The organism is Caballeronia sp. LjRoot34 (assembly GCF_964253815.1).
Classification (GTDB): domain Bacteria; phylum Pseudomonadota; class Gammaproteobacteria; order Burkholderiales; family Burkholderiaceae; genus Caballeronia.
On sequence record NZ_CAXUSB020000002.1, the window covers coordinates 17173 to 38565 of the forward strand.

At 61.3% G+C, this 21393-nt stretch carries 18 protein-coding genes and 1 pseudogene; 14 read left to right on the top strand and 5 right to left on the bottom strand.

Annotated features, from left to right (window positions below; all coding sequences use genetic code 11):
• Positions 1–110 precede the first annotated feature (110 nt).
• Positions 111–2495, top strand: coding sequence for a GNAT family N-acetyltransferase (locus ACSQ36_RS19580; RefSeq protein ID WP_436183241.1), 2385 nt, complete (start codon positions 111–113; stop codon positions 2493–2495).
• 105 nt (positions 2496–2600) lie between these two features.
• Here ACSQ36_RS19580 and ACSQ36_RS19585 read toward each other — a convergent pair whose 3' ends face one another.
• Both ACSQ36_RS19585 and ACSQ36_RS19590 read right to left on the bottom strand, forming a co-directional pair.
• Complete coding sequence (locus ACSQ36_RS19585) at positions 2601–3146, bottom strand: hypothetical protein (protein WP_436183242.1); 546 nt, start codon at positions 3144–3146, stop codon at positions 2601–2603.
• A gap of 208 nt (positions 3147–3354) precedes the next feature.
• The gene (locus ACSQ36_RS19590; protein WP_436183243.1) at positions 3355–4176 is read right to left on the bottom strand and encodes an IclR family transcriptional regulator; all 822 of its coding nucleotides are present in this window, start codon (positions 4174–4176) and stop codon (positions 3355–3357) included.
• Between the two features lie 214 nt (positions 4177–4390).
• Here ACSQ36_RS19590 and ACSQ36_RS19595 point away from each other — a divergent pair, with 214 nt between their 5' ends.
• The 5 genes from ACSQ36_RS19595 (at position 4391) to ACSQ36_RS19615 (ending at position 9290) form a co-directional block, all read left to right on the top strand.
• Positions 4391–4729, top strand: a complete 339-nt coding sequence (locus tag ACSQ36_RS19595) for a UxaA family hydrolase (protein WP_436183244.1) — start codon at positions 4391–4393, stop codon at positions 4727–4729.
• Positions 4730–4733: 4 nt separating this feature from the next.
• Positions 4734–6023, top strand: coding sequence for a UxaA family hydrolase (locus ACSQ36_RS19600; protein WP_436183245.1), 1290 nt, complete (start codon positions 4734–4736; stop codon positions 6021–6023).
• A 49-nt stretch (positions 6024–6072) separates the two neighbouring features.
• Positions 6073–7173, top strand: a complete 1101-nt coding sequence (locus tag ACSQ36_RS19605; RefSeq protein WP_436183246.1) for an aldo/keto reductase — start codon at positions 6073–6075, stop codon at positions 7171–7173.
• On the top strand, positions 7170–8012 hold the full coding sequence (locus tag ACSQ36_RS19610) for an amidohydrolase family protein (protein WP_436183247.1): 843 nt from the start codon (positions 7170–7172) through the stop codon (positions 8010–8012). Before ACSQ36_RS19605 ends, ACSQ36_RS19610 begins: the two co-directional genes overlap by 4 nt.
• 429 nt (positions 8013–8441) lie before the next feature.
• Complete coding sequence (locus ACSQ36_RS19615) at positions 8442–9290, top strand: ureidoglycolate lyase (protein WP_436183248.1); 849 nt, start codon at positions 8442–8444, stop codon at positions 9288–9290.
• A gap of 344 nt (positions 9291–9634) precedes the next feature.
• Here ACSQ36_RS19615 and ACSQ36_RS19620 read toward each other — a convergent pair whose 3' ends face one another.
• A complete protein-coding gene (locus ACSQ36_RS19620) occupies positions 9635–10078 on the bottom strand; it encodes a PaaI family thioesterase (RefSeq protein WP_158937053.1) in 444 nt (147 codons plus the stop codon).
• 295 nt (positions 10079–10373) lie between these two features.
• The gene (locus ACSQ36_RS19625) at positions 10374–11501 is read right to left on the bottom strand and encodes an AGE family epimerase/isomerase (protein WP_436183249.1); all 1128 of its coding nucleotides are present in this window, start codon (positions 11499–11501) and stop codon (positions 10374–10376) included.
• Positions 11502–11718: 217 nt separating this feature from the next.
• On the opposite strand from ACSQ36_RS19625, the gene ACSQ36_RS19630 reads away from it, so the two are divergent.
• The 4 genes and pseudogenes from ACSQ36_RS19630 (at position 11719) to ACSQ36_RS19645 (ending at position 15951) form a co-directional block, all read left to right on the top strand.
• Entirely contained in the window at positions 11719–12402 is a 684-nt protein-coding gene (locus ACSQ36_RS19630) for an MgtC/SapB family protein (RefSeq protein WP_436183250.1), read from the top strand.
• A gap of 163 nt (positions 12403–12565) precedes the next feature.
• A complete protein-coding gene (locus ACSQ36_RS19635) occupies positions 12566–13906 on the top strand; it encodes a hypothetical protein (RefSeq protein WP_436183251.1) in 1341 nt (446 codons plus the stop codon).
• Between the two features lie 82 nt (positions 13907–13988).
• A pseudogene (locus ACSQ36_RS19640) lies at positions 13989–14540 on the top strand (aldehyde dehydrogenase family protein); the annotation flags it as partial.
• Positions 14541–14595: 55 nt separating this feature from the next.
• On the top strand, positions 14596–15951 hold the full coding sequence (locus ACSQ36_RS19645; RefSeq protein ID WP_436183252.1) for a DUF3100 domain-containing protein: 1356 nt from the start codon (positions 14596–14598) through the stop codon (positions 15949–15951).
• Between the two features lie 119 nt (positions 15952–16070).
• On the opposite strand, the gene ACSQ36_RS19650 is transcribed toward ACSQ36_RS19645, so the two are convergent.
• Positions 16071–18185 (bottom strand): FUSC family protein, encoded by a 2115-nt coding sequence (locus ACSQ36_RS19650; RefSeq protein WP_436183253.1) that lies wholly within the window; start codon positions 18183–18185, stop codon positions 16071–16073.
• A 356-nt stretch (positions 18186–18541) separates the two neighbouring features.
• Between ACSQ36_RS19650 and ACSQ36_RS19655 the strand changes: the two genes are divergently transcribed.
• From ACSQ36_RS19655 to ACSQ36_RS19670, 4 genes are all read left to right on the top strand, one after another.
• Positions 18542–18694, top strand: a complete 153-nt coding sequence (locus ACSQ36_RS19655; RefSeq protein WP_165101877.1) for a hypothetical protein — start codon at positions 18542–18544, stop codon at positions 18692–18694.
• A 561-nt stretch (positions 18695–19255) separates the two neighbouring features.
• Positions 19256–19549 (top strand): hypothetical protein, encoded by a 294-nt coding sequence (locus ACSQ36_RS19660; RefSeq protein ID WP_213764353.1) that lies wholly within the window; start codon positions 19256–19258, stop codon positions 19547–19549.
• 265 nt (positions 19550–19814) lie between these two features.
• Positions 19815–20753 carry a 3-hydroxyacyl-CoA dehydrogenase family protein gene (locus ACSQ36_RS19665; RefSeq protein ID WP_436183254.1) on the top strand — a complete coding sequence of 313 codons (939 nt, stop codon included), beginning with the start codon at positions 19815–19817 and terminating at the stop codon, positions 20751–20753.
• Positions 20750–21370, top strand: a complete 621-nt coding sequence (locus tag ACSQ36_RS19670) for a flavin reductase family protein (RefSeq protein ID WP_436183255.1) — start codon at positions 20750–20752, stop codon at positions 21368–21370. Before ACSQ36_RS19665 ends, ACSQ36_RS19670 begins: the two co-directional genes overlap by 4 nt.
• Positions 21371–21393 lie beyond the last annotated feature (23 nt).

Here is a 21393-nt window from a genome sequence, read left to right on the forward strand (position 1 = left end):
TCAGGAAATGTGAGGACGGTTGTTGGAAAAGGCGGGACATAGGCCGTCCGGCTAGTAGTTGGGGGCGCGCGAATCGCCTATGCTGGATACATCCCGGATATGGAGGCCGCATGACCGTACGTAATCTCGACGCACTGTTTAACCCGAAGTCGATTGCCGTGATCGGGGCGTCGCTGCGTGCGGGCAGTATTGGCGAAATGGTGTGGTCGCGGCTGAGTGCCGCCAACTTCGCGGGCCCGGTCTGGCCGGTGAATCCGAAGCATCGGCAGTTGAACGGGGCCGCGGTGTTTGCGCATATCGACGACTTGCCGGAGATACCGACCGTGGCGGTGCTGTGCACGCCACCACCCACATGGCCCGAGATCGTCAGCCAACTGGGAGAGCGTGGCACGCGGGCGGTGGTCATAATCGGGCAGGCGGGGGAGCCGAAGGGCCGCGACTGGACACACCGTACGCTGGCGGCTGCGCGGCCATTTTTGCTGCGTGTGGTCGGTCCGGCGAGTGTCGGCGTGATGACCCCAGCTGTGGGCGCTGTGCTGGGGGCGCCGTCATGCGCCATTGCGGCGGGCGGGGTAGCGTGGGTATCGGCGTCGAACGCGTTGACCAACGGTGTGATGGGCTGGGCGAACGCACGTGGCCTGGGTTTTTCGCGGGTGGTCGCGCTGGGCGACGAGGCTGACGTCGACGTGGGCGATATCCTCGACTTCCTCGCAAGCGACTCACGGACGCGCGCGATCCTGATGGCCATCGAATCGGTGCGAATGGCGCGCAAATTCATGTCGGCTGCGCGAGCGGCGGCGCGCAACAAACCCGTGCTGGTTCTGCGCACAGGTCACGACGATCCTTTCGACGCGCTTTACAGCGCCGCTTTCCGGCGCGCCGGCCTGGTAAGGGTGGACTCGCTCGACGATCTGCTCGATGAAATAGAGACCCTCGGCGTGGGCCGCGTGGCCGCAAGCGACCGGGCGACCGTCATCACCAGCGATCGTGGCGTGGCCGCGCTCGCCGCCGACGCGTTCGCCGCGGCCGGCGATGCGCTCGCGCTCTGGCCCGAGGCCGCGCGCGCGTCAGTCGCCGCCGTGCTGCCGCGCGCGCGTCTGGAGAACCCACTGCAACTCGGAGACACTGCAACCGCCGCGGACTTCGGCGCGGCGCTCGAAGCGCTGGCGCCGCATCGCGAGACTGGGACGGCATTCGTGGTCCACGCGCCAACACACACCGCGCCTGTCGCCGAAGTCGCGCGCGTACTGATCGAGCAGCAAAGCCACGCGTATCGCGGTTTGCTGACCTGCTTTTTCGGCTGCGTGGACCAGGCCACGCGCGACGCGTTGCATGCCCACGGCATTCCCGTCCATACCACGCCTCAACGCCTTGCGCGGGGTTTCGCGCGGCTCGTAGATTATCGCCAGGGTCGCGAGTTGTTGATGCAGACGCCCGACGGGCCGCGCCCTCAGACGCTAGTTGCGCTGGACAGCGCACAGGCCCAGGTCATGGCCGCATTGACTGCGGGCGTCGCGGAACTGGACGGCGAGCGGGCGTCGCGGGTGCTGGCGCAGTTTGGCCTGATGGTGAAGGCGGGATCAGCGGGGCCAGGGAGCGAAGACACTATCGAAATCGATGTCCGCTTGCTGAACCATCGCGTGTTTGGACCGGTGTTCGAATTCAAGGCTGTTGGCGCACTCGGGCTACCGGACGCGTTGCACGAATTCGCCTTTCCGCCGCTCAACCCGGTGCTGGCGCGTGACCTCGTGATGCATTCACCCAGAGCGCGCGAACTCCCGGCGGAGAACTTGCTGAGGGCGTTGACGGCGCTGTCGCAGGCCGTTTGCGAGATCGAGCAGATTGTCGCGTTACGGTTGACGGTGCGCGTGACCCGCCAGGCGGTCGTGGTCTATGAACCGCATCTGACGCTGGCTGCGCACCGCACGCCGCTCGCCATTCAGCCGTATCCGCGGCAACTGGAGGAGGCTCTCGACTGGAACGGCTTGCGTATCACCGTGCGGCCTATCCGTCCCGACGACGAAGCCGCCCATAGTGCTTTCGTCGCCGCGATGACACCGGACGATCTGCGTCTGCGGTTTTTCAGCTCCGTGCGCAGTTTCGATCACTCGCAACTCGCTCGGATGACGCAGATCGACTATGACCGAGAGATGGCGTTTATCGCCGTCACGGGTGAACACGACAGTATCGAGACGCTGGGGGTGGTGCGCGCCGTTGCCGATCCGGACAACGAGACGGCTGAGTTCGCGGTCGCGGTGCGCTCGGACCAGAAGGGCAAGCGGCTGGGAACGTTGCTGTTGACTCGGATCATCGCGTATTGCCGGGCACGCGGGACACGCTGGCTGGTCGGCGAGGCGTTGCGCGAGAACACCGGCATGATCGGACTCGCGCGCCGTTTAGGATTCGAGATAACGGCCACGGAGGATCCGGGCGTAACCGGTTTCAGGATGCGGCTCGCCGAAGCAGACGCAAAAGCCGACGCGCTGCCGTCATGAAGGCTATGAAGATCGTGCAGGTGAAGATCGCCGGCATCCGGCCGCCGTAGTGAGCGACCAGAATGCGTGCTGCAGCATGCTTGCCCGCGACCGTTGCTCTTCGAATCAGGCAGGCAGCTTTGCGAGCGCTTCGTCGACCTGTGCGCGCGATACAGCCAGCTCGTCCAGCCACGCATCGGCATAAGTGCTACCGGTTTCACGCTCCAGACGCGCGATCGTCGCCGCGCAACGCGTAGCGTCCTTAGGCGTAGCAATAAACGCTTTCACCGACGCGCCCGACGTGAACGCTTCGAACAGCGGAACGCGAATGTCGTCAGGCAGGGGGCGAGTGGTCCATTGATACGGCTTGCCATTGAACGACAACTGCGGCGGCATCACGCGTTCTTTCTTCGCTGCGGGAATCAGGCCGAAATTGCGGGCTGCATCGGCGATCTGGTCGGCCGTAAAGAGTTCGTCCGCGCTGATGTCGAACTGCTTGATAAACGTTTCGATCGACTGCATTGCGGCCGCGCGGTCGTCGCGCTTTTGCTGCGCGCGAGCGACAATATCGCGCAGCTCGTCCGCTTCCTCGCTCGTGATCGTGAAGCTGGACTGTTTTTGCTGAAGTTCGGAGAAGCGCTGAAATTCGGGATCGGAGAGGAGTTTCGCCATTGCCTTGCGTAGAAAAAGACGCGAAACGTCGCGTGAAGCGACGATCCGCTTTTTGAGAGGGTCGCCATTCTAACGCGTCGCGCGGATCTGGAAGTTGGCGAATCCGCCAACCGGATCGTCCAACGAAGCGAGCCGACTCTTCCCGCCGACTCTTCCCAACGAAGTTGGCCGCCGAAGTTGCTCACCATCTGCCACTCATCTGCCACTCCTAAGCCGCGCTCGAATCCCGCGAATCGCTGAACTCAGCACCCGGTTCGCGAAACATGGATAGCGCCGCCGCCGCTTCACCCAGCAGCGCACTGACCTCGTTTATGGACGGCGCCACGTATTCGTCGATACGCCTGAGATACGGGCACGTCAGCGTCGCGATCGCTTGGCCGGACGGCCCGAGCAGCGGAAAACTCACGTCCATCACACCGAAGGTCTGCTGACTCTCCTTATGGAGAAAACCGTCCGCGCGAATCTGTGTGCAGGCATTGTCCAGCGCGAGCGGATCGAGCGCGGACTCACCTTTTACACGCGTGTGCTCGGCCAGCATGTGCGCGCGTTGTTCCGCGCTTTGGAACGCAAGGATCACGCGACCCGAACCGGTATCGATCAACCCGACCCGCGCGCCGAGCCGCACCGAAATTCCCCATGTTCCCGGCCCGTCGACTTGCGCGATCACAAGCAGATTCCCCCGGTCATAGGCGGCGAGATGACACGACTGCTCCGCGCGATCGGCAAAACGCTGCATGACCGGAAGGGCTTCCGCGATCAGACGGTTCATCGGCGGATGCCGGTGCGCGAGCGCATACAGTTTCAGGCTCAGGGAATAGCGGTCGCCCGCGGGCGAGCGCACCACGTACTGCCGCGCGACCAGCCGCTCGAGCATCCGATACATCTCGCTTGCGTTGCGCCCGAGCGATTTCGTGATCTCGGCACGCGTGAATCCATCCTTTTGCTCGGCGAGCAGTTCAAGGATATCGAGACCTTTATCCAGCGCGGGCGCCCGGTAGCGCTCGGCGTCGGTGGGATCGTCTGCCTGCATGATGGCCTTCAGTTAGGTCGCTCAAAAACAAGATGCTAAGGGAAAACACGGGCCGTTCAGCCGTGCACTTAGCTTGACTTCGACTTGTCCGCATATGAATAATACGTTCACTGATGAATGATTATACTGATGCAAACCCGCGGCAATGCTCATACGACCGCCTGAATATCGCCCGAATTTCGTCCGGATCTCGTCCGTTCTCAAGGAAGTTTCTGTGCAGCAAACTCCTCACAAGCCCACTGACGCCCGGCTCATTCTTCAAAGCCCGCAGGATAATTGCCTGATTGCCGGCGCGCGTCTGCAAGCGGGGGAACGTGTGGAGATCGAGGGGAAGTCCGTCACGCTGGCGAAGACCATCGACCTTGGGCACAAAGTCGCACGCCGCGCGTTGCGGACCGACGAAAAAGTGCTTCGATATGGCGCGATCATCGGCCATGTGACGTCGGACGTTCAGCCCGGAGAACATCTGCACACGCACAATCTCGAGAGCGACTATCTCCCGACCTATACCCACGACGCCGGTCATGCGTTCGTGGATCACCGGGACCGCTAAGCCGATGACAGCCACCACCACAGCGCCGCTTCAAGGATTCCTGCGCGCCGATGGGCGCAAGGGCATCCGCAATGTAATCGCGGTTGCGTATCTCGTCGAATGTGCGCATCACGTGGCGAGGGAAATCGTTACGCAATTTCGTCCGGCGTTCGACGCCTTCGACGACCCCGCTGCCGATCGCGAACCGCCCGTGCACCTGATTGGTTTTCCGGGCTGCTACCCGAATGGCTATGCCGAAAAGATGATGGAGCGGCTGACCACGCACCCGAATGTGGGCGCGGTCCTGTTCGTCTCGCTTGGCTGCGAGAGCATGAACAAGCACTATCTGGCCGACGCCGTGCGCGCGAGCGGCCGCCCGGCCGAGGTTCTGACGATCCAGGAAAAAGGCGGGACGCGCAGCACGATCCAGAATGGCATCGACTGGATTCGCGACGTGCGTGCAACGCTTGCGCAGCAACCGAAAGTGCCAATGGGGCTCGACGAATTGATCGTCGGCACGATTTGCGGCGGCTCGGACGGCACCAGCGGCATTACGGCGAATCCCGCTGTGGGCCGAGCCTTCGATGCGCTGATCGACGCCGGTGCCGCGTGTATTTTCGAGGAAACCGGCGAACTGGTCGGCTGCGAGTTCCATATGGAAAGCCGGGCCGCGCGGCCGGAACTGGGCCGTGAAATTGTCGCGTGCGTGGACAAGGCCGCGCGCTATTACTCCATCATGGGACACGGTTCGTTCGCGGTCGGCAACGCGGATGGCGGCCTGACCACGCAGGAAGAAAAGTCACTCGGCGCGTATGCGAAAAGCGGTGCATCGCCCATTGTGGGGATCGTCAAGCCCGGTGATATTCCGCCCGTCGGTGGTTTGTACCTGCTCGATGTCGTTCCCGATGGCGAACCGCGTTTCGGCTTTCCGAACATCAGCGACAACGCGGAAATCGGCGAACTGATTGCTTGCGGAGCGCACGTGATCCTGTTCACGACCGGACGCGGATCGGTGGTCGGTTCCGCCATCTCGCCCGTTATCAAGGTGTGCGCGAATCCGGCGACCTACCGGAATCTTTCCGGCGACATGGATGTGGATGCGGGCCGGATTCTGGAAGGTCGTGCCACGCTGGACGAAGTTGGCCGCGAAGTATTCGATGCCACCGTGAGGGTGGCGGCGGGCGCCGCGTCCAAGTCTGAATCGCTGGGTCATCAGGAGTTCATCCTGACCTACAAGAGCTTTGATCCAGTTGGCCCGGCGTGTCTGCCGGCGAGCGCGACGCCGCGGCATGCGGTATCGATTACGTCGATTTGAGCCTGATTCACAGGTCGAACTCATCAGCCCAACTCACAAGTCCAACGCAATGAACCCAATCACCGGAAATCCCGTTGTGAAAAAGCGCAAGGTGGGTAAAACCTCGCTGGAAGTCACGGCGTTGTCGCTGGGCAGTGCACCGCTGGGCGGCCTGTATCACGAACTTTCCGAGGCAGACGCGCAAGCGACCGTGGACGCCGCGTGGCAAAGCGGTATCCGTTACTTCGATACCGCTCCGCACTACGGCCACACGAAAGCCGAACACCGGATAGGCGACGCGTTGCGCCAATACCCGCGCGAAGACTACGTGTTGTCGACCAAGGTTGGCCGGCGCTTTGTTCCGCGCACTACGCCTTACGACGGCAGCGAAGGCTGGTCGGACCCGCTGCCATTCCAGGCGATCTACGACTACACCTACGACGGCATTCTTCGATCGTTCGAAGACAGCCAGCAACGTATGGGTATTGTCGATATCGACATTGTGCTGATCCACGATATTGGCCGCGTCACACACGGCGAAAACAACACGCGCTACTGGCGGCAGCTAACGGACGAAGGCGGTTTCCGGGCGCTCGATGAGCTTCGCAAAACCCGGGGCGTAAAAGCGGTTGGGCTCGGTGTGAACGAAGGCGCCGCTATCCAGGAGGCGATGGCGGAATTCAACATCGATTGCGCGTTGCTGGCGGGACGTTACACCTTGTTGGAGCAGGCAGTGCTCGATGACTTGCTGCCGGAATGCGAGAAGCGCGGCGTCAGCATCCTGTTGGGCGGTGCGTTCAATTCGGGCATTCTCGCCCGGGGATTGACGTCCGATACGGCGCCAAAAGCCGACAACCAAAAGTTCAACTATGGCGATGCGCCGCAGGCGATTATCGAACGTGTCGATGCGCTGGAACGGATCTGCCGTGCGCATGGCGTTGCCTTGGCGAGCGCGGCCCTGCAGTTTCCTTATGCGCATAAAGTTGTGGCCACGGTCTTGATGGGCGCACGAAATCCAGCGGAAGTGCGTTTGAATGCGGCTTCGTTCGCTGATCCGCTGCCGGACGCTTTGTGGGACGCGTTGCGAGCGGCGGGTTTGTTGCATCGTGACGCGCCAGTGCCATGCACCGATCAAGCAAGCACCGGTCACACCGATGCAGGAAGACCATGAGCACTGAACGGATCGACGCGCATCAGCACTTCTGGGACCCATCGCGTGGTGACTATGGCTGGTTGACGCCCGAGTTGCAGAGCTTGTACCGCGTCTTCGGTCCCGCTGACCTGAAGCCTCTTCGTGAAGCAGCCCGGATTGCGCGCACAGTGGTTGTCCAGGCTGCGCCGACGGTCGATGAAACGCGCTATCTACTCGATCTTGCTCGCGACAACGAGTCTATCGCCGGCATTGTTGGCTGGGTTCCGCTTGATGCAGCGGATAGCGCGGAGTTGATCGACGAACTGGCGCGCGAACCCAAACTCAAGGGCGTGCGCCCGATGCTGCAAGATCTGCCCGACGACCGCTGGATCGAAAATCCTGCACTGACTCCGGCAATCCACGCGCTGATCAAAAACGATCTCGCCTTCGATGCATTGATATTTTCGCGTCATGTACCTTCGTTGAAGGTGTTCGCCGCGCGCTTTCCTGAGCTGCGAATCGTCGTCGATCATGGTGCGAAGCCGCAAATCAAGGATGGTCACGCCGCCTGGCAAAGCTGGGCGGACGGCATAGCCGAATTGGCCGCGCTGCCGCAACGGCTGGTTTGCAAACTCTCGGGTCTGGCGACGGAAGCCGCGCCCGGTTGGTCAGTGGCCAAGCTCAAGCCTTATGTCGATCATCTTCTTGAGCATTTTGGACCCGAGCGGCTGATGTGGGGCAGCGACTGGCCGGTGCTGAACCTGAACGGTAACTATGCACAGTGGTTTGACGCAGCGCGGCAATTGACGGCGCACCTCGATGCGTCCGCACAGCAGGCAATCTTTGGGGACACTGCGCGCGAATTTTACCGGCTGTAGAAGTCGAGATAAACGCATGAAGAATGAGCGCGGTATACCCGGAATTGCTCAACTGCAATTGCAACGAAAGCAGAGAATGGTAAAAAGATTGGCGAGATTGGCAATCCAACTGTGTGGCATGCGGTGGTGCCCTGTAATGCTGGCGAGGGCGGCCCTATAGCGCTGAAGAGGCGTGAAAAACTGCATCCCGAGGCATGAGCCGGCGAAATGCAAAGGCGGGATCAGAAGGAAAACGCGATGCTATCGTTGTACCTGCGTTGTAACCCGCATCCGATGAATCATCGTTCACGACCGGCCCGAATCATTTAACCGAAGTTTTGACCGAAAGCGATCGAAAGCAAACTCGAGCGATCTGACCTTTAAAAACGATCGCTCAAACTGAACATCTCGAAACCGAATCAAAACCTGAAAACTGAAGGATCACTCACGATGAAACTGCTGCGCTATGGGCCGAAGGGTCAGGAAAAACCGGGTTTGCTGGATCAGAATGGCAAGATTCGCGATTTGTCGAAGGTAGTCGACGATATCGCCGGCGCGGCGCTATCGGATGCCGCGTTGGCCAAGTTGCGCGCGCTCGATCCGGCCTCGCTGCCTGAAGTGCCGGGCGAACCGCGCATTGGCCCGTGCGTGGGAGCCGTGGGCAAATTTGTCTGTATCGGACTGAATTACGCCGATCACGCGGCCGAATCGAACCTGCCCGTACCAACGGAACCGGTGATTTTCGGTAAGTGGACGAGCGCGATTTGCGGTCCGAACGACGACGTCGAAATTCCGCGCAACTCGAAGAAAACGGATTGGGAAGTCGAGCTCGGCGTAGTGATCGGCAAGGAAGCCAAGTACGTCAGCGAGGCGGACGCGCTGGATTACGTCGCCGGATATTGCGTGATCAACGATGTCTCCGAACGTGAATGGCAGCTTGAGCACGGTACGCAATGGGACAAGGGCAAGGGTTTCGATACCTTCGGTCCGATCGGTCCGTGGCTGGTCACGAAAGACGAAATCGCCGATCCGCAGCAACTCGATATGTGGCTCGAAGTGGACGGACATCGTTATCAGAACGGCAGTACGAAGACGATGGTGTTCGGCGTGGCCGCGCTGGTGTCGTATTTATCGAAGGTGATGAGCCTGCAACCGGGCGATGTCATTTCCACCGGCACGCCGCCGGGCGTGGGCATGGGCGTGAAGCCGTCGGCGGTCTACCTGAAGGCTGGGCAGACGGTGCGGCTCGGGATTCAGGGCCTGGGCGAGCAGCAGCAACGCACGGTCGACGCGAAGTAAGCCCTTCGAAGCAAATCGTTTATTGCGGCGCAACCAGGCAAGCCGGCGAGCAAATTAACGCCGACCAGGCAAGCTAAAAAAAGGTCGTTCCAACGTCAGTTGGAACGACCTTTTTTACGGCAACCATCAAAGCGATGGTTCATCGGTTCCGGCCGAAGGGATGGTCCATAGTCGTCATTCGAGCCGTCGACGCATCAACGTGGCGGCTTCGCTCCAAAAGCGCGAATGTTTTCACCGCATTAACCTTTAAGCGCATAAAGCCGGTTCCCAATACTGCCGCCGTAAAACCACCACCGCACCGGCGAAGGCATGAAAAATCCCGCAAACCCACGCACCCAGCCCACTCACTCGTTAAACGCCGGCTCAAGTTCCGCAGCCATTTCGCTGATCCGATGAATGGTTCCCTGCGCGACCGCCACGAGTCTTTCGGCGCCGCCATCGGTGACATACACGTCGCATTGGCAGGTCGCCTGCGTCATGCCGGCGTAGACCACGCGCGCACGCGCCATCAACGTGCCGGAAACCGCCGGCCGCAAATAATTGATCTTGTATTCGCCCGTGACCACTTTCGGTCCCAGGCGCAATGCACCGGCGAAGGTCAACGCGTTATCGACGAGATAACTCACTACGCCGCCGTGCACGAAACCGTGTTGTTGCCGGAGTTCGTCGCGGATGGTCAGACACAGCGTGAGACTCGAGGAGTCGACCTGCATGAGCTTCGTACCCAGCAAGGCGCTAAACGGCTGCGCATTCAATGCGCCCCGTGCGATATCGACAATTTCGGCCATTCGGACACTCCTACACTTGGTTTCGGTCCAGTCAGCGTGAGTCCCACAATCCGCATCGGGGCAGGAGCCTTCGTCGCGGTCCTGCACAAGACTGTAGGTAGCGTAGGGTCACTCCGCAAGGACGATCTCAAAATCGCGGACAAATTACCGGGTTTGCACGGCTTTTCTCAATGATTTGAAACGAAAGCGCGCAAAGCGTTCGGCATCGCGCTGATTTTTCCAGCTGCAATGAAAACGCCTCGCGGCGTTGGCGAGGCGTTTGATGCGAGAGCGCTGAACGTCCGGCGTTGGGGTGTCAGGGCAACGCGGCGTAGGCGGTGGCAAGGTGATAAGGCGTTGTCGACGGTAATTCCGGGCGCATGACCACGCCTTCTGCCGACTGGCTCTCGATCCACCCTTGCGGTCGAATAAAACGTCCGGCAAAACGCGCGATCTGCGCTGGCAATTGCGCGCGCACGGACTCGTCAGCATGCGTTGCGAGGGCCCGCAGATATTCGGTCTGAGCCCAGATGCGCTGCGTCGAATCGATCACGCCGCCCTGTTCGTTCAGCGATGCCGCTACGCCGCCAGTCACCGGATCAACGCCGAACTGCTGCGCGAAATCGAATCCCCGGACTAGCGCCCGGTTCAGGCCCGCTGCATCGAAAGCCGGGTGCCCGCTGGCTTTGGCGAGAAACAGCCACTCGAACTGGTGCCCCGGTTCCAGCCAGTTGTTGGCGCTGCCGATTGTCAATTCGGCGATGCAGCCCGTTTCGCGATGTACGAAAGCCTGTGCGAATGCGGCTGCGAGCTTTTCCAGCCGGCGATCGAAGATGGGGTCCGCAGTCGTTTCACGGGCGGCGAGCCACGCTTCGGTCAGATGCATCAGCGGGTTTTGCAGCGGCGGCCCGAGCACGGTGGAAAAATCTTCCGTCATCGCCGAACTGAACAAGCTGCCGACGCCGACGCCGCTAATTTCCATCCGCCGTTCAATCAACACCGACGTTTCTTCAAGCACCGCCAGCGCTTCCTCCGCGGCCGCCGCGCCAGCCCGTTTTGCATACTCCGCGCACGCAAAAATCACGAACGCATGCGTGTACAGGTCCTTGTGGCGCTCATGCGGCGCGCCGTTTGCGTCGACGCTATAGAACCAACCGCCGTTTTTCGTGTCCTGAAAATAGGTCCGAAGCGAAGCGAACAGCGTGTCGGCATGATCGATATCGCCTGCTTGCGAGAACACGAATAGCTGGCGAGCGCAGGCCATGGCGCGATATCGCTGTGGCGGCAAGGGCGTGCGGCCGTCCTCGGCCACGGCTTCAAACGCCAGCCGCAAGACCGCGTTGAAGCCAGGTCCACGCCAGATCGGCAGCACAACACGTTTATAGTGCGCACGAAGGGTGGTGGTGGTCGGGGGCGTTGCGATGGTCGGATCTGGGTCGTGCATACGGCTTTATCGATGTTGGTTGCGCGTGGCGGCGTGCGTGGAACGTGTCCGGTGCGCCACTCGATGCGGGGCACCAAGGATAAATCAAAACGCCAGCGTTTCGGCACAACGATGGTTTATCCGCGCCGCGCCGCGCCGCGCCGCGCAGGCCGGCGACTCTTACGCGCGCCCGCGCCATCATCCCATCACACAACATCTATAAGGAGCAAATCCACTCATGTTAAGCAATGTAGAACTCATTTCCCGCCTGATTCTGGCCGCGGCGCTCGGCAGCGTGATCGGTTTCGAGCGCGAGCGGCTGTCATGGGCCGCCGGGCTGCGCACGCACATGCTGGTGTGCGTCGGCTCGACGCTGATCATGATGGTGTCGGCATTCGGTTTCTTCGATGTCCTCGGCCGCGACCACGTCGTGCTCGACCCGTCGCGGATCGCGGCGCAGGTCGTGTCGGGAATCGGCTTTCTCGGCGCGGGCTCGATCCTGTTGCGCGGCGAGATCGTCCGCGGCCTCACCACAGCGGCGAGCCTCTGGTCCGTGGCGGCGATCGGGCTTGCGGTCGGCGGCGGCATGTATACGGCATCCATCGCCGCGACAGTGATCATTCTGGTCATCCTCGCCGGCATCAAGCCGCTGGAGCGGCGTTTCATTTCCGTGAAGCAGCGCCGCCAGTTGACCTTGCTCGTCGATCGGGGGACGCTGAATTTTCATGCGCTGCACGAGACGCTGGGAGTGGGCAGCGTGCGCGTGAAGCAGTTTGTCGTGCAGCAAAGCGATGATTCCCCAGAGCTCGATGAAATCCAGATCTCGCTTTCGCGGGTATCGTCGAATGAATACGAGGCGATCTGCGCGCGGCTGCGCGCGCTGGACACCGTGCGGGAATTCAAGGAAGAGGGCTCGGCTTGAGGTTGCGCGCGTCCGTCGCCCGGGCGTGCAGGCGTGCGACAATGCGGCCTCGAAAACCCATGCAGCCGCTTTTTCTGTTGCGAGGCGCCAAGCCGGACCGCTTCATCGGGCGTGTTTTTAGCCGCCCGTGGTCGCGTCTGGACGCGCTGTCAATCATCGACTTATGCCAGATTCCGCCGTAAATCCCGCTCTCCAAGTTGCTGATTCCGCTGATGCCGCTGGCTCGCGTCGTACCGATGGTGCTTCTGCGTCCCCTTCCAGGCCTGCGTCTGCTGGCCGTCCGGCTGAATCGGATGCCGATGCCAAGCTCGCCCGCGCCGCGCGCTCGGCGCAGCGTCTTGCGTTCCTCAGCCGGGCGCCCTACGGCGCGCCCACGCTCGATCTGTTCGCCGAAGACGCTGAGCGCGCCACGCTCCAGGCGTTGAATACCGATATCCGTCAATCGTCGTTGCCAGGCTTCGAGTTACCCGAGGTTTTCATGGCGGCAGTGCCGGGCGAGGACGGATCGTCGGGGGCCGTGCGGGCGTGGCGCAACGGGGCGTTATCGGTCGAGGGGGCGGCTGTTTCGACAGTCGCTGTGTCGAGCGATGATGCGGTGGCACAAACGGACAGCCAGACGGCCGACGCGGCAACGCTGGAGTTAGTGTTCGACGATGTTCCCGCGCCTCATGACGTGGTTGCCGGGCCGGTCCAGCCCGAACCGTCAGGCGATGGCGCGCAGGGGGTTCCGGTCCTGGCGGCGTTGGGTGAGGGGAACGCGCAGGGTTCGAACAAACGCGCGTCCGCGGCACGCGCCAGAGGCGCTGCCCGGAATGTGTCGACGACCGGACCGTCGCCAGCCGCTGTGGTGTCAGAAGTCGGGACGGTGAAAGGTAAAAGCGGACCGCGCGATGCCGTCCCGCAAGTTCTGAACCGTTCGCCGGACGCATTCAATGTATCGAAGGCCGCCACAAAGCCGGCCACGTCCCCGTCCCCTCGCGACGTCGCACGAGCTGTGGCAACTCCCCATCGGAAGCCGCCGCAATCCCTGGCGGCGGCATTAATCGACGATGATCGCCGGACGCGCAAGAGCGTTACAGGCGATCATCAAGCATCTTCCCGTGAAGCGTCGGAACTCGATACGGCTCGCGCGACCGCGTACGCGGACACCGTCGACGCGTTATATGCCGTGATCGCGGACCAGCGTGGCGCGGCGGCCGCGTTGTCGCGGCGGGTAAAAACGGTCTTGATGATCGTGATCTGCGTGTTGCTCGTGACTGTCGCGACGGGTGTGGCGCAGAGCATCGCGATGCTTCGCCTGACCCGTGAAAACACGGCGCAGCAACAGCGCATCGAGCAATTGATGCTGACTCAGCAGGCCACGCTGGCGTCTTTCTTCGATACCGATTCAGCGACCATCGAGGTTCCGAACCGGGGCGATGCGAGCGCATCCGTTGCCAACAAGAATCCGGACTCCGCGCCGCATAGCCGTGCCGCGAAGCGGGCTCAAAGCAAATCGCGTTGATATCGAAACGCGCGGGGGCATTGCTGCCGCGCTCCAAGCAAGGCGCATGAAAAGAGGTTTTTTCGGCGCGCTCAATTCCAATCAAAAGATCAAGGTCGGCGCGCCGCTTGATGACGCGACTGAAGCCGGTCAGATCAACAATCGCACGCAGTGTAACCACATCATGAAGATGATCGTGAGCGGCATTCATGCAGGGGCGACGCGTGCGGCCGGGTCGGCTGAACGCGCACCGGACGGTTACTTTGTTTCGCCCACTGTGTCGTCGAACGTGACAAACGTCACGAACGAGATGGACGTCGCGCGTACTGAAATCTTCGGTCCGGTTGTCGCTGCAATTCCCTTCGATACCGGGCAAGAAGCCCTTAACATCGCGAATGACACCGGGTTCGGTTTGGCCGGTGCAGTGTGGACGAACGACGTGGGCCGTCCTCATCGGGTGGCGGGGCAGGTCAACGCGGGAACGTTCTGGGTCAGTGTCTACAAGACCATTAACGTAGCGTCCCCGTTCGGCGATGATGGCTTGATCGGATGCGGACGTTTGAGTGGGATTGAAGCGTTGTACGAGTACACGCAGGCCAAGAGCGTCTGGGCGAAAACCGCTAGAGAGCCGGCCACGACGTTCGGCAATTTGTAGAGCAACGTGTCCTCTCGCCGCCGATGAAACGCGAGAGGGCAATTCGGAGATAACAATGGAAAGTACGTTGGCCGCGCAGCAACGGGGAAGTGGTGGGCTAAGGAGTGCAAAGCTGTTTCTTTACGCGGCGATCATCCTGGTCATTGCTGAGTTTATCGGCTCGTTTACGTTCAAGGTTGGGCCGGGGAAAGTCGTCCTGCTGCCGATGATCTGGGCGCTGCTGTTGGGCGCCGCGCTGGGATTGGCAAGTGAACGGTGGAGCGGCGCAGCGCGGCTCGACGTGAAGACCCAGTTCCTGGCCGCAGCCATCTTGCAGCCTGCGCTGTTGCTCTTCGTCGCGAAGCTGGGCCTGCTGGTCGGCGGCGCGTTGCCGAAGCTCGCCGCCGCGGGCTGGGCGCTGGCGTTTCAGGAGCTGGGACATTTTGTCGGCACGATTCTGCTGGGACTTCCGCTTGCATTGCTGCTCGGTATCAAGCGGGAAGCGATCGGGGCGACGTTTTCCGTCGGCCGTGAGCCGAGCCTTGCGATTATCGGCGAGAAGTACGGCATGGACTCTCCGGAAGGGCGTGGCGTGCTGGCTGAATACTTGACGGGCACCGTGTTTGGCGCGGTTTTTATCGCCATCCTGGCGGGTTTCGTAGCAAGCCTGAATATCTTCCATCCTCTGGCGCTCGCGATGGGTTCAGGTGTGGGCTCAGGCAGCATGATGGCTGCTGCTTCCGGCGCAATCGCCGCGCAGCAAACGCCCGAAATGGCGAAGACGGTCCTCACGTTTGCTGCGGCCAGCAACCTCATAACAACGACGATCGGCACGTATTTCACGCTGTTCATTTCGCTGCCGATGGCCGTATGGGGATATCGCCTGCTGGAGCCATTGATCGGCCGGACGAGTCGGGCATCGGATGCATCGGAGGCGATTGAAAAATCCCGTCCGAAGCCGGGCGGCGGCGAAACCGAGGTTGAAACGCCCGCGCCGCAACTGGGCTATCGCGGCAAGCTGCTCGCGTGGGGCGTCACCGCCGTGTTCGCGCTGGGTTGTGACTGGATCACCCACGGCACCACACCGCTCATGGGGCTTCCGGGCATGCTGATCATGGTGCTGGCGACAATGGTGGGCGACGCCATTTATACGGTGACCGGGCGCAAGATTCCGGCGGTCTGCTGGGTTTCGATCGTTGCCATGTTCATGACGTCGCCATTGTGCCCCTGGGCATTGCAGATATCGACGTATAGCGCGCAGAACGATTTCCTGGGCATAACAACCCCCATGCTGACGTTCGCGGGATTGTCCATCGCCAAGGATATTCCGGCGTTTCGCAGGCTCGGCTGGCGGATCGTGCTGGTGTCGTTTGTGGCGAATGCCGGGACGTTTCTTGGCGCTACGCTCGTGGCTCAGATTTTCCACGTGTAGGACTGCGGTGTTTCGATAGCACTTTTGTGCCGGTGCTTCGGCGCGCCTTGCTCGCAGACAACCTGATTGGTTCATTTGCCCGGGATGCTCCGCAGAAGCACCCGGTGCAAACGCCCCCTTCATGCTTCCCCGGCGTGTTCCATCAACAACCGGCGCAGCAGCACGACCTGATTGACGGCATCGGCTTCAAGCAGCGAGAGACCATGTTTGGGAAAGACCTCCTGAGCATCGATACCCGTCCTGTTCGCGTCACTCCCGATCCGCGCTTCGATGCCCTTGCCGACACGCTCGACCCATGCTGCAAGGTCCCGGTTCGGCGCGGTTCCGGCCCGGCCAAAACGAGCCCGGGTCGCAGTGCCCGCCACACGCCGCAACAAGGCGAGGGCGGTCGAGCCGGTCCGGTCGTCGTGACTCGTATCGAGCTTTTCCAGCCTCAGTCGAGCCAGCACCTCTTCCGCGTTATTGCTCGCCAACCCCGCTGCGCGCCGTAGCCGTTCCAGCTCGATCTCGCCGTCTTCGCCACGTCCCAGCGATGCGCCGAGATAGCCAAGGTTCGCGGACACTGCTTTCGCCAACTGGTCGCTGAAGCGGCTGGGCTCACGGCTTGGCCATAGGAGGAATGTCGCGAGCAACGCAATCACGCAACCGAACACGTTGTTCTCCAATCGCGTGACGGCGTAGACAAGCTCGGCACCGCCCGGCGCCGCAAAGTCGGCGACCAGCACAAAGGCCGGGGTGATGAACAGCACGAACAAGCTGTAGCTGACGGGACGCAAGGCCATCGTCGCGCACACCAGCGGGAACACCACCAGCGAGATCGCGATCGGTGAATGAACGACCAGGCCGATCGCGGCCGCCAGCAATCCGCCGACAATGCTCCCTGCCGCACGCTCGATGCTGCGCGGCCAGCTAGTCGCAATGGACGGTTGCAGGATCAGGAGCGTTGCCATCGTTGCCCAATAACCGAAGGGCAGATGGAGCAGCCTGACGGTCAGGAAGGCTGCCGTTGCGGCCACGCCGACGCGAGCGGCGTGGCGCGCGCCTATTGATTGCGTCGATGCGTTCGCCTTCAACGTTTCCACGCTACGTTTCAGAGTCGTGAGCGCGGCCGACCACACGCTTGCGCGCCGCTGAGCCGGGGATTCGAGCTCGCTGAAATCGACATCGAAGCGCAGTGACACGGTCTCGCCCAACGCGACTTCAAGCTGGCGGGCGAGCGCCTGCAACCGGTCGCGCAGTGCAGTGGGCGGCTCCCAGGGTTTATCGGCAATGGCCCGTGCGAGCCGCGCGAGGACTTCGGCGAATGCGTCGAGCACACGCACCGCGCGTGGCAGATTGGGCAAGCGATGATGGCCGCGCTCGCAGGCATCGGTGACGGCAATGAGGTACGCGAAGATCCGTTCGCTGTCGGCGAGCGCGAGCAGCAGCATGTTGTACGTGTCCTGCCGGTCTGCCTTCGATGACGGCACGCGTGCGAGCGCCTTGCGCGCCAATTCGATGCTGCTACGCGCCTTGCCCCGAAAACGTGAAGCGTGCGAAGCCCAATCCCCGAAGCCCGCGCTTTCGCGTTTGAGCAGCCGTGCGCCGTCACTTGCGATGTCCGCGAGGCTCGCATAAGCCGATCGCATGGCCGCGCGGCTTGCGCTGAACGGGTGAATCCGCCACACGGTGAAGCTGAGCGCCGTTGCGAAGAGGCAGCCTGCGAAGTAGAGCGCGAGGAAGCGCAACTCGCCGCGTGATCCGTGGATGGGCCGGTCCACCATGACGACGCAGGCAGTCGCGGCAAGGATGGAGACCTGGGCGGCCGCAGCACTCCACACGCGTCCCAGCGCGCCGAGAAATGAAAAGACCAGAACGGCGCCGGCCGCGGCCACGATACCCACGCCGGACGCGTACGCGGTCAGTCCGCCACAAACGGTCGACAACACCGCGAAGCCGGTCATGGAAGCGAATCGCATGCGGTTCGAGCCGGCGGCATCGGCGAGGCAGGTCCAGAACGCGCCGATAGCAGCCCACGAGAACTCGGGCATGTGCAACAGGTTGCCAAGGAGCAGCATGGCGGTCGACGCGAATGCGGCCCTCAGCCCTTCGGACAAATCGGCCTGGCTCAACGCGAACGAAACCATCCAGACGGGCCGGTGGCGCGCAATGGAATCAAGCATTCGGGAGAACGCTTTCGTGCGGCGGCTTGCCGCTTGTCGTGACTGCCGGTGAAAGTTGCGAAGGCGGAGCATGGCCTGGCTTATCAAGGGGTGGATGCCGGTAATCGGGTGGCGAGCGCTGTACGCGCACTAATTTTCGGACCAGAAAAATTAAATCTCAAAAAAATGACGTGAATCCAGCCAGAAATACGAAATGTCCGATGTTTTTGGGGAGCGTCATTTCTCGCCTGCGTTCCGTTCCCGGCACGCCTGGGGAAATCCAGTCATTTCTACCGATTTCATACGCACCTACGGCCTTCAACTGTGGCAGAAACGCACTGATGTAGAAAAACTACAAGAGAAATGCTGCGTTGCACTAGAAATCAGCTAGTGAAAACCCTATAATTGTTTCTAAGGGATAACCCTTGACCACCTACCAGGAGTTTGACATGAGCTACCTCTTCGCATTGCTGCAAAAATTCGCATCGTTGTTCGAATCGCCGCATCTTCCGATGGATTCGGACTACTCGTACCAAGCGCGCCAACAAGAAGCAGAGCGCATTCGCAAGTCACGCGGCACGATCATGGGCATTCGTCTGTGAGCTGCAAGGAAGGCAGTGCGGATCGCAGGAAAAACTGAACGGTTGTCGATTTATGCTTGACAAAGTTTTTTCGTAGTGCGATTCGCCTGCTTTCATTGTTGTGGATTATGTAGTTTTTCTAGCTTGATGGTTTCACCGATCGCCACATTCTGTCCCTACGGGCTCCATGGCTATCGTGTCACTTAGCTGCGACATTCCTCTCCGGCGCCGCTCGGCGCATGCTTCCCAGATCATTCCCAGCTTTACCCTCCGGCGCTCGGCTCGGCCAATCCACGGGTTCATATTTTCGTTGCTTACACGCCGCAGGCCGAAATAGTGCCAGGCTGGCCTGTCATTTCGATGAAAAAGCTAGTGAAATCATGGGTTTAGAATATTTCAAGACGAGTCGAACACGCCAGGCTCTTTGATACGAACACTTACAAGCGCTCACGTCGTGCAACCTTACGCCCGGCTAAAGTGGTTTCAACGACGCGGCACCTGACGGCACATCCGCCAACGGCTTTTCGTTCCGGCTGGCCGCGCGTCCTTAAACGAAATCAAGCTGAAAAAGGGAAAATAGTCATGAACACCTCACGCTCAATCCTTGCTGCGCTGCTGACCGGCGGCGCGCTCCTGACCGCTACGACCGCGTTCGCGCAGGTCGATAACGGGATGATCCACGGACCCGTGCCCGCGCAAGGTTATGCGCAGCCACGCATGGTGCAGGCCGCCGTGGTGATCAACCTCGGCTGGCATGGCGACCGTTATTGGGACGGCCACCGCTACTGGCAGCGCGACGAATGGATGCGCCACCACCCGCACGACCACGGTCCGGCGGGGTATCACCACGACGACCACGGCCACGATCACGGCTGATCGAGCCGATAACAGAACCCCGTCGCTAACGCCGGCTTCCCGTAAGGGAAGCCGGCTTTTTTTCGCCTTTCGTCCCGTGTCTGGAGGGCTAGGCCGGCCGATCAGCTTCAAGTCATAGGCCATTTGCAGTCCCGCGCGATTCCAGACGCTGCGCTATTCTTGTTGGCGCGGCCTTGAGAGCCGCATCGGACAGTCTGGACGCATCCCTTTGGGGCTGAACTGGCTGTCGAATCGAAGCTCGGAATTTAAGCATTGCGGGGAAAATTTGAATCAAATCACTATCGGCGTGGTGGGCAGCGGCTTGATGGGCGTCGGCATTGCGACGCAAGCGGCGCTGCACGGCTATCCGACTATCGTTCATGACATAGACGCCGCGCGGCTTGCGTCGGTGCACGCAAAGGCAGAAGCAATCCTCGACGAATTGATCGACGCCGGCGTCTTCAATGCGGACCATAAACCGGACGTACTTGCGTGTATTGAAACTACAGATCAACTGGAAAGGGTGGCCACGGCAGGTTTCATTGTGGAAGCCATTCCGGAAGTGCTCGAACTGAAGAACCGCATCTACAGGGCGCTTGAGCCGCTACTGCGCGACGACGCTATTTTCGCCAGCAACACGAGCGGCTTTCCGCCCGATCTGCTCGCGCAAGTGCTACACAACAAGTCGCGCTTCGTGATCGCGCATTTCTGGAATCCGCCGCACACCATTCCGCTGGTTGAAGTCGTGCCGGGCACCGAGACCGATCCGGACGTCACGCGCCGCACGGCTGAACTGATGACGGCTATCGGCATGGAACCGGTTGTGCTGACGAAGGCTATTCCAGGTTTTGTCGGTAACCGGCTGCAGTTTGCGGTGCTGCGCGAAGCGCTCGCCATTGTGCGTTCGGGCGCAGCGACGCCGGAGGTGGTCGACACCGTGATGAGGGCGTCACTCGGACGGCGTTATGGCATGGTCGGACCGCTGCAAAGCGCGGATCTCGGCGGGCTGGACACGTTGCTGGATATTGGCACGCACCTTATGCCGGAGCTGGCAAAGGACGAAGACGTGTTGCAACTGATGCGCGACCACGTGCAGGACGGGCGGGTCGGCGTGCGCAGCGGACAAGGGTTTTATGAATGGGACGACGCGCACCGTGCGCGCGTGAAAGAAGGGCGCAAGCGCCTGATTCACCACACTGCAAAGAACACCGGAAAGCACCTATGAGCGATAACAACGCGGTTCATTTCTACAATCCCGACGAGGGTCACCAGCTACGTCACGATCCATTCAAGGCGATCGTCGCGCCGCGAGTGATCGGCTGGATTTCGAGCTGCGATCCGCACGGCCATGTGAACCTCGCGCCCTATAGTTTTTTCGGCGCGTTCGCGACGTTCCCGTACATCATCGGATTCTCGAGCGAGGGGTTCAAGGACAGCATCTCGAATATCGAAGCGACCGGCGAATTCGTGTGGAATCTGGCGAGCAAACCGCTTGCCGAGAAGATGAACCAGACCTCGGCAACCGTGCCCCACGAAATCGACGAATTCGAGCTGGCGGGACTCACGAAAGCACCGGGCGTGAACGTGGCCGTGCCGCACGTGGCGGAGTCGCCGGCTGCGCTCGAATGCAAGTTGTTGCAGATCGTGCGGCTGAAATCCCTGGACGGCACGCCGATGAACAACTGGCTCGCCCTCGGGCAAGTGGTTGGCGTGCATATCCGGCGCGAGTTCCTGAAGGACGGCCTCTTCGATACGGCCGCCGCGCAGCCCATCATGCGTGCGGGTTATCGCGGGGACTACGCGGGTATTGGCGAAATGTTCGAGATGATCCGGCCGGGCTAGTGATGCGCCGAGGCGCGGCGTTA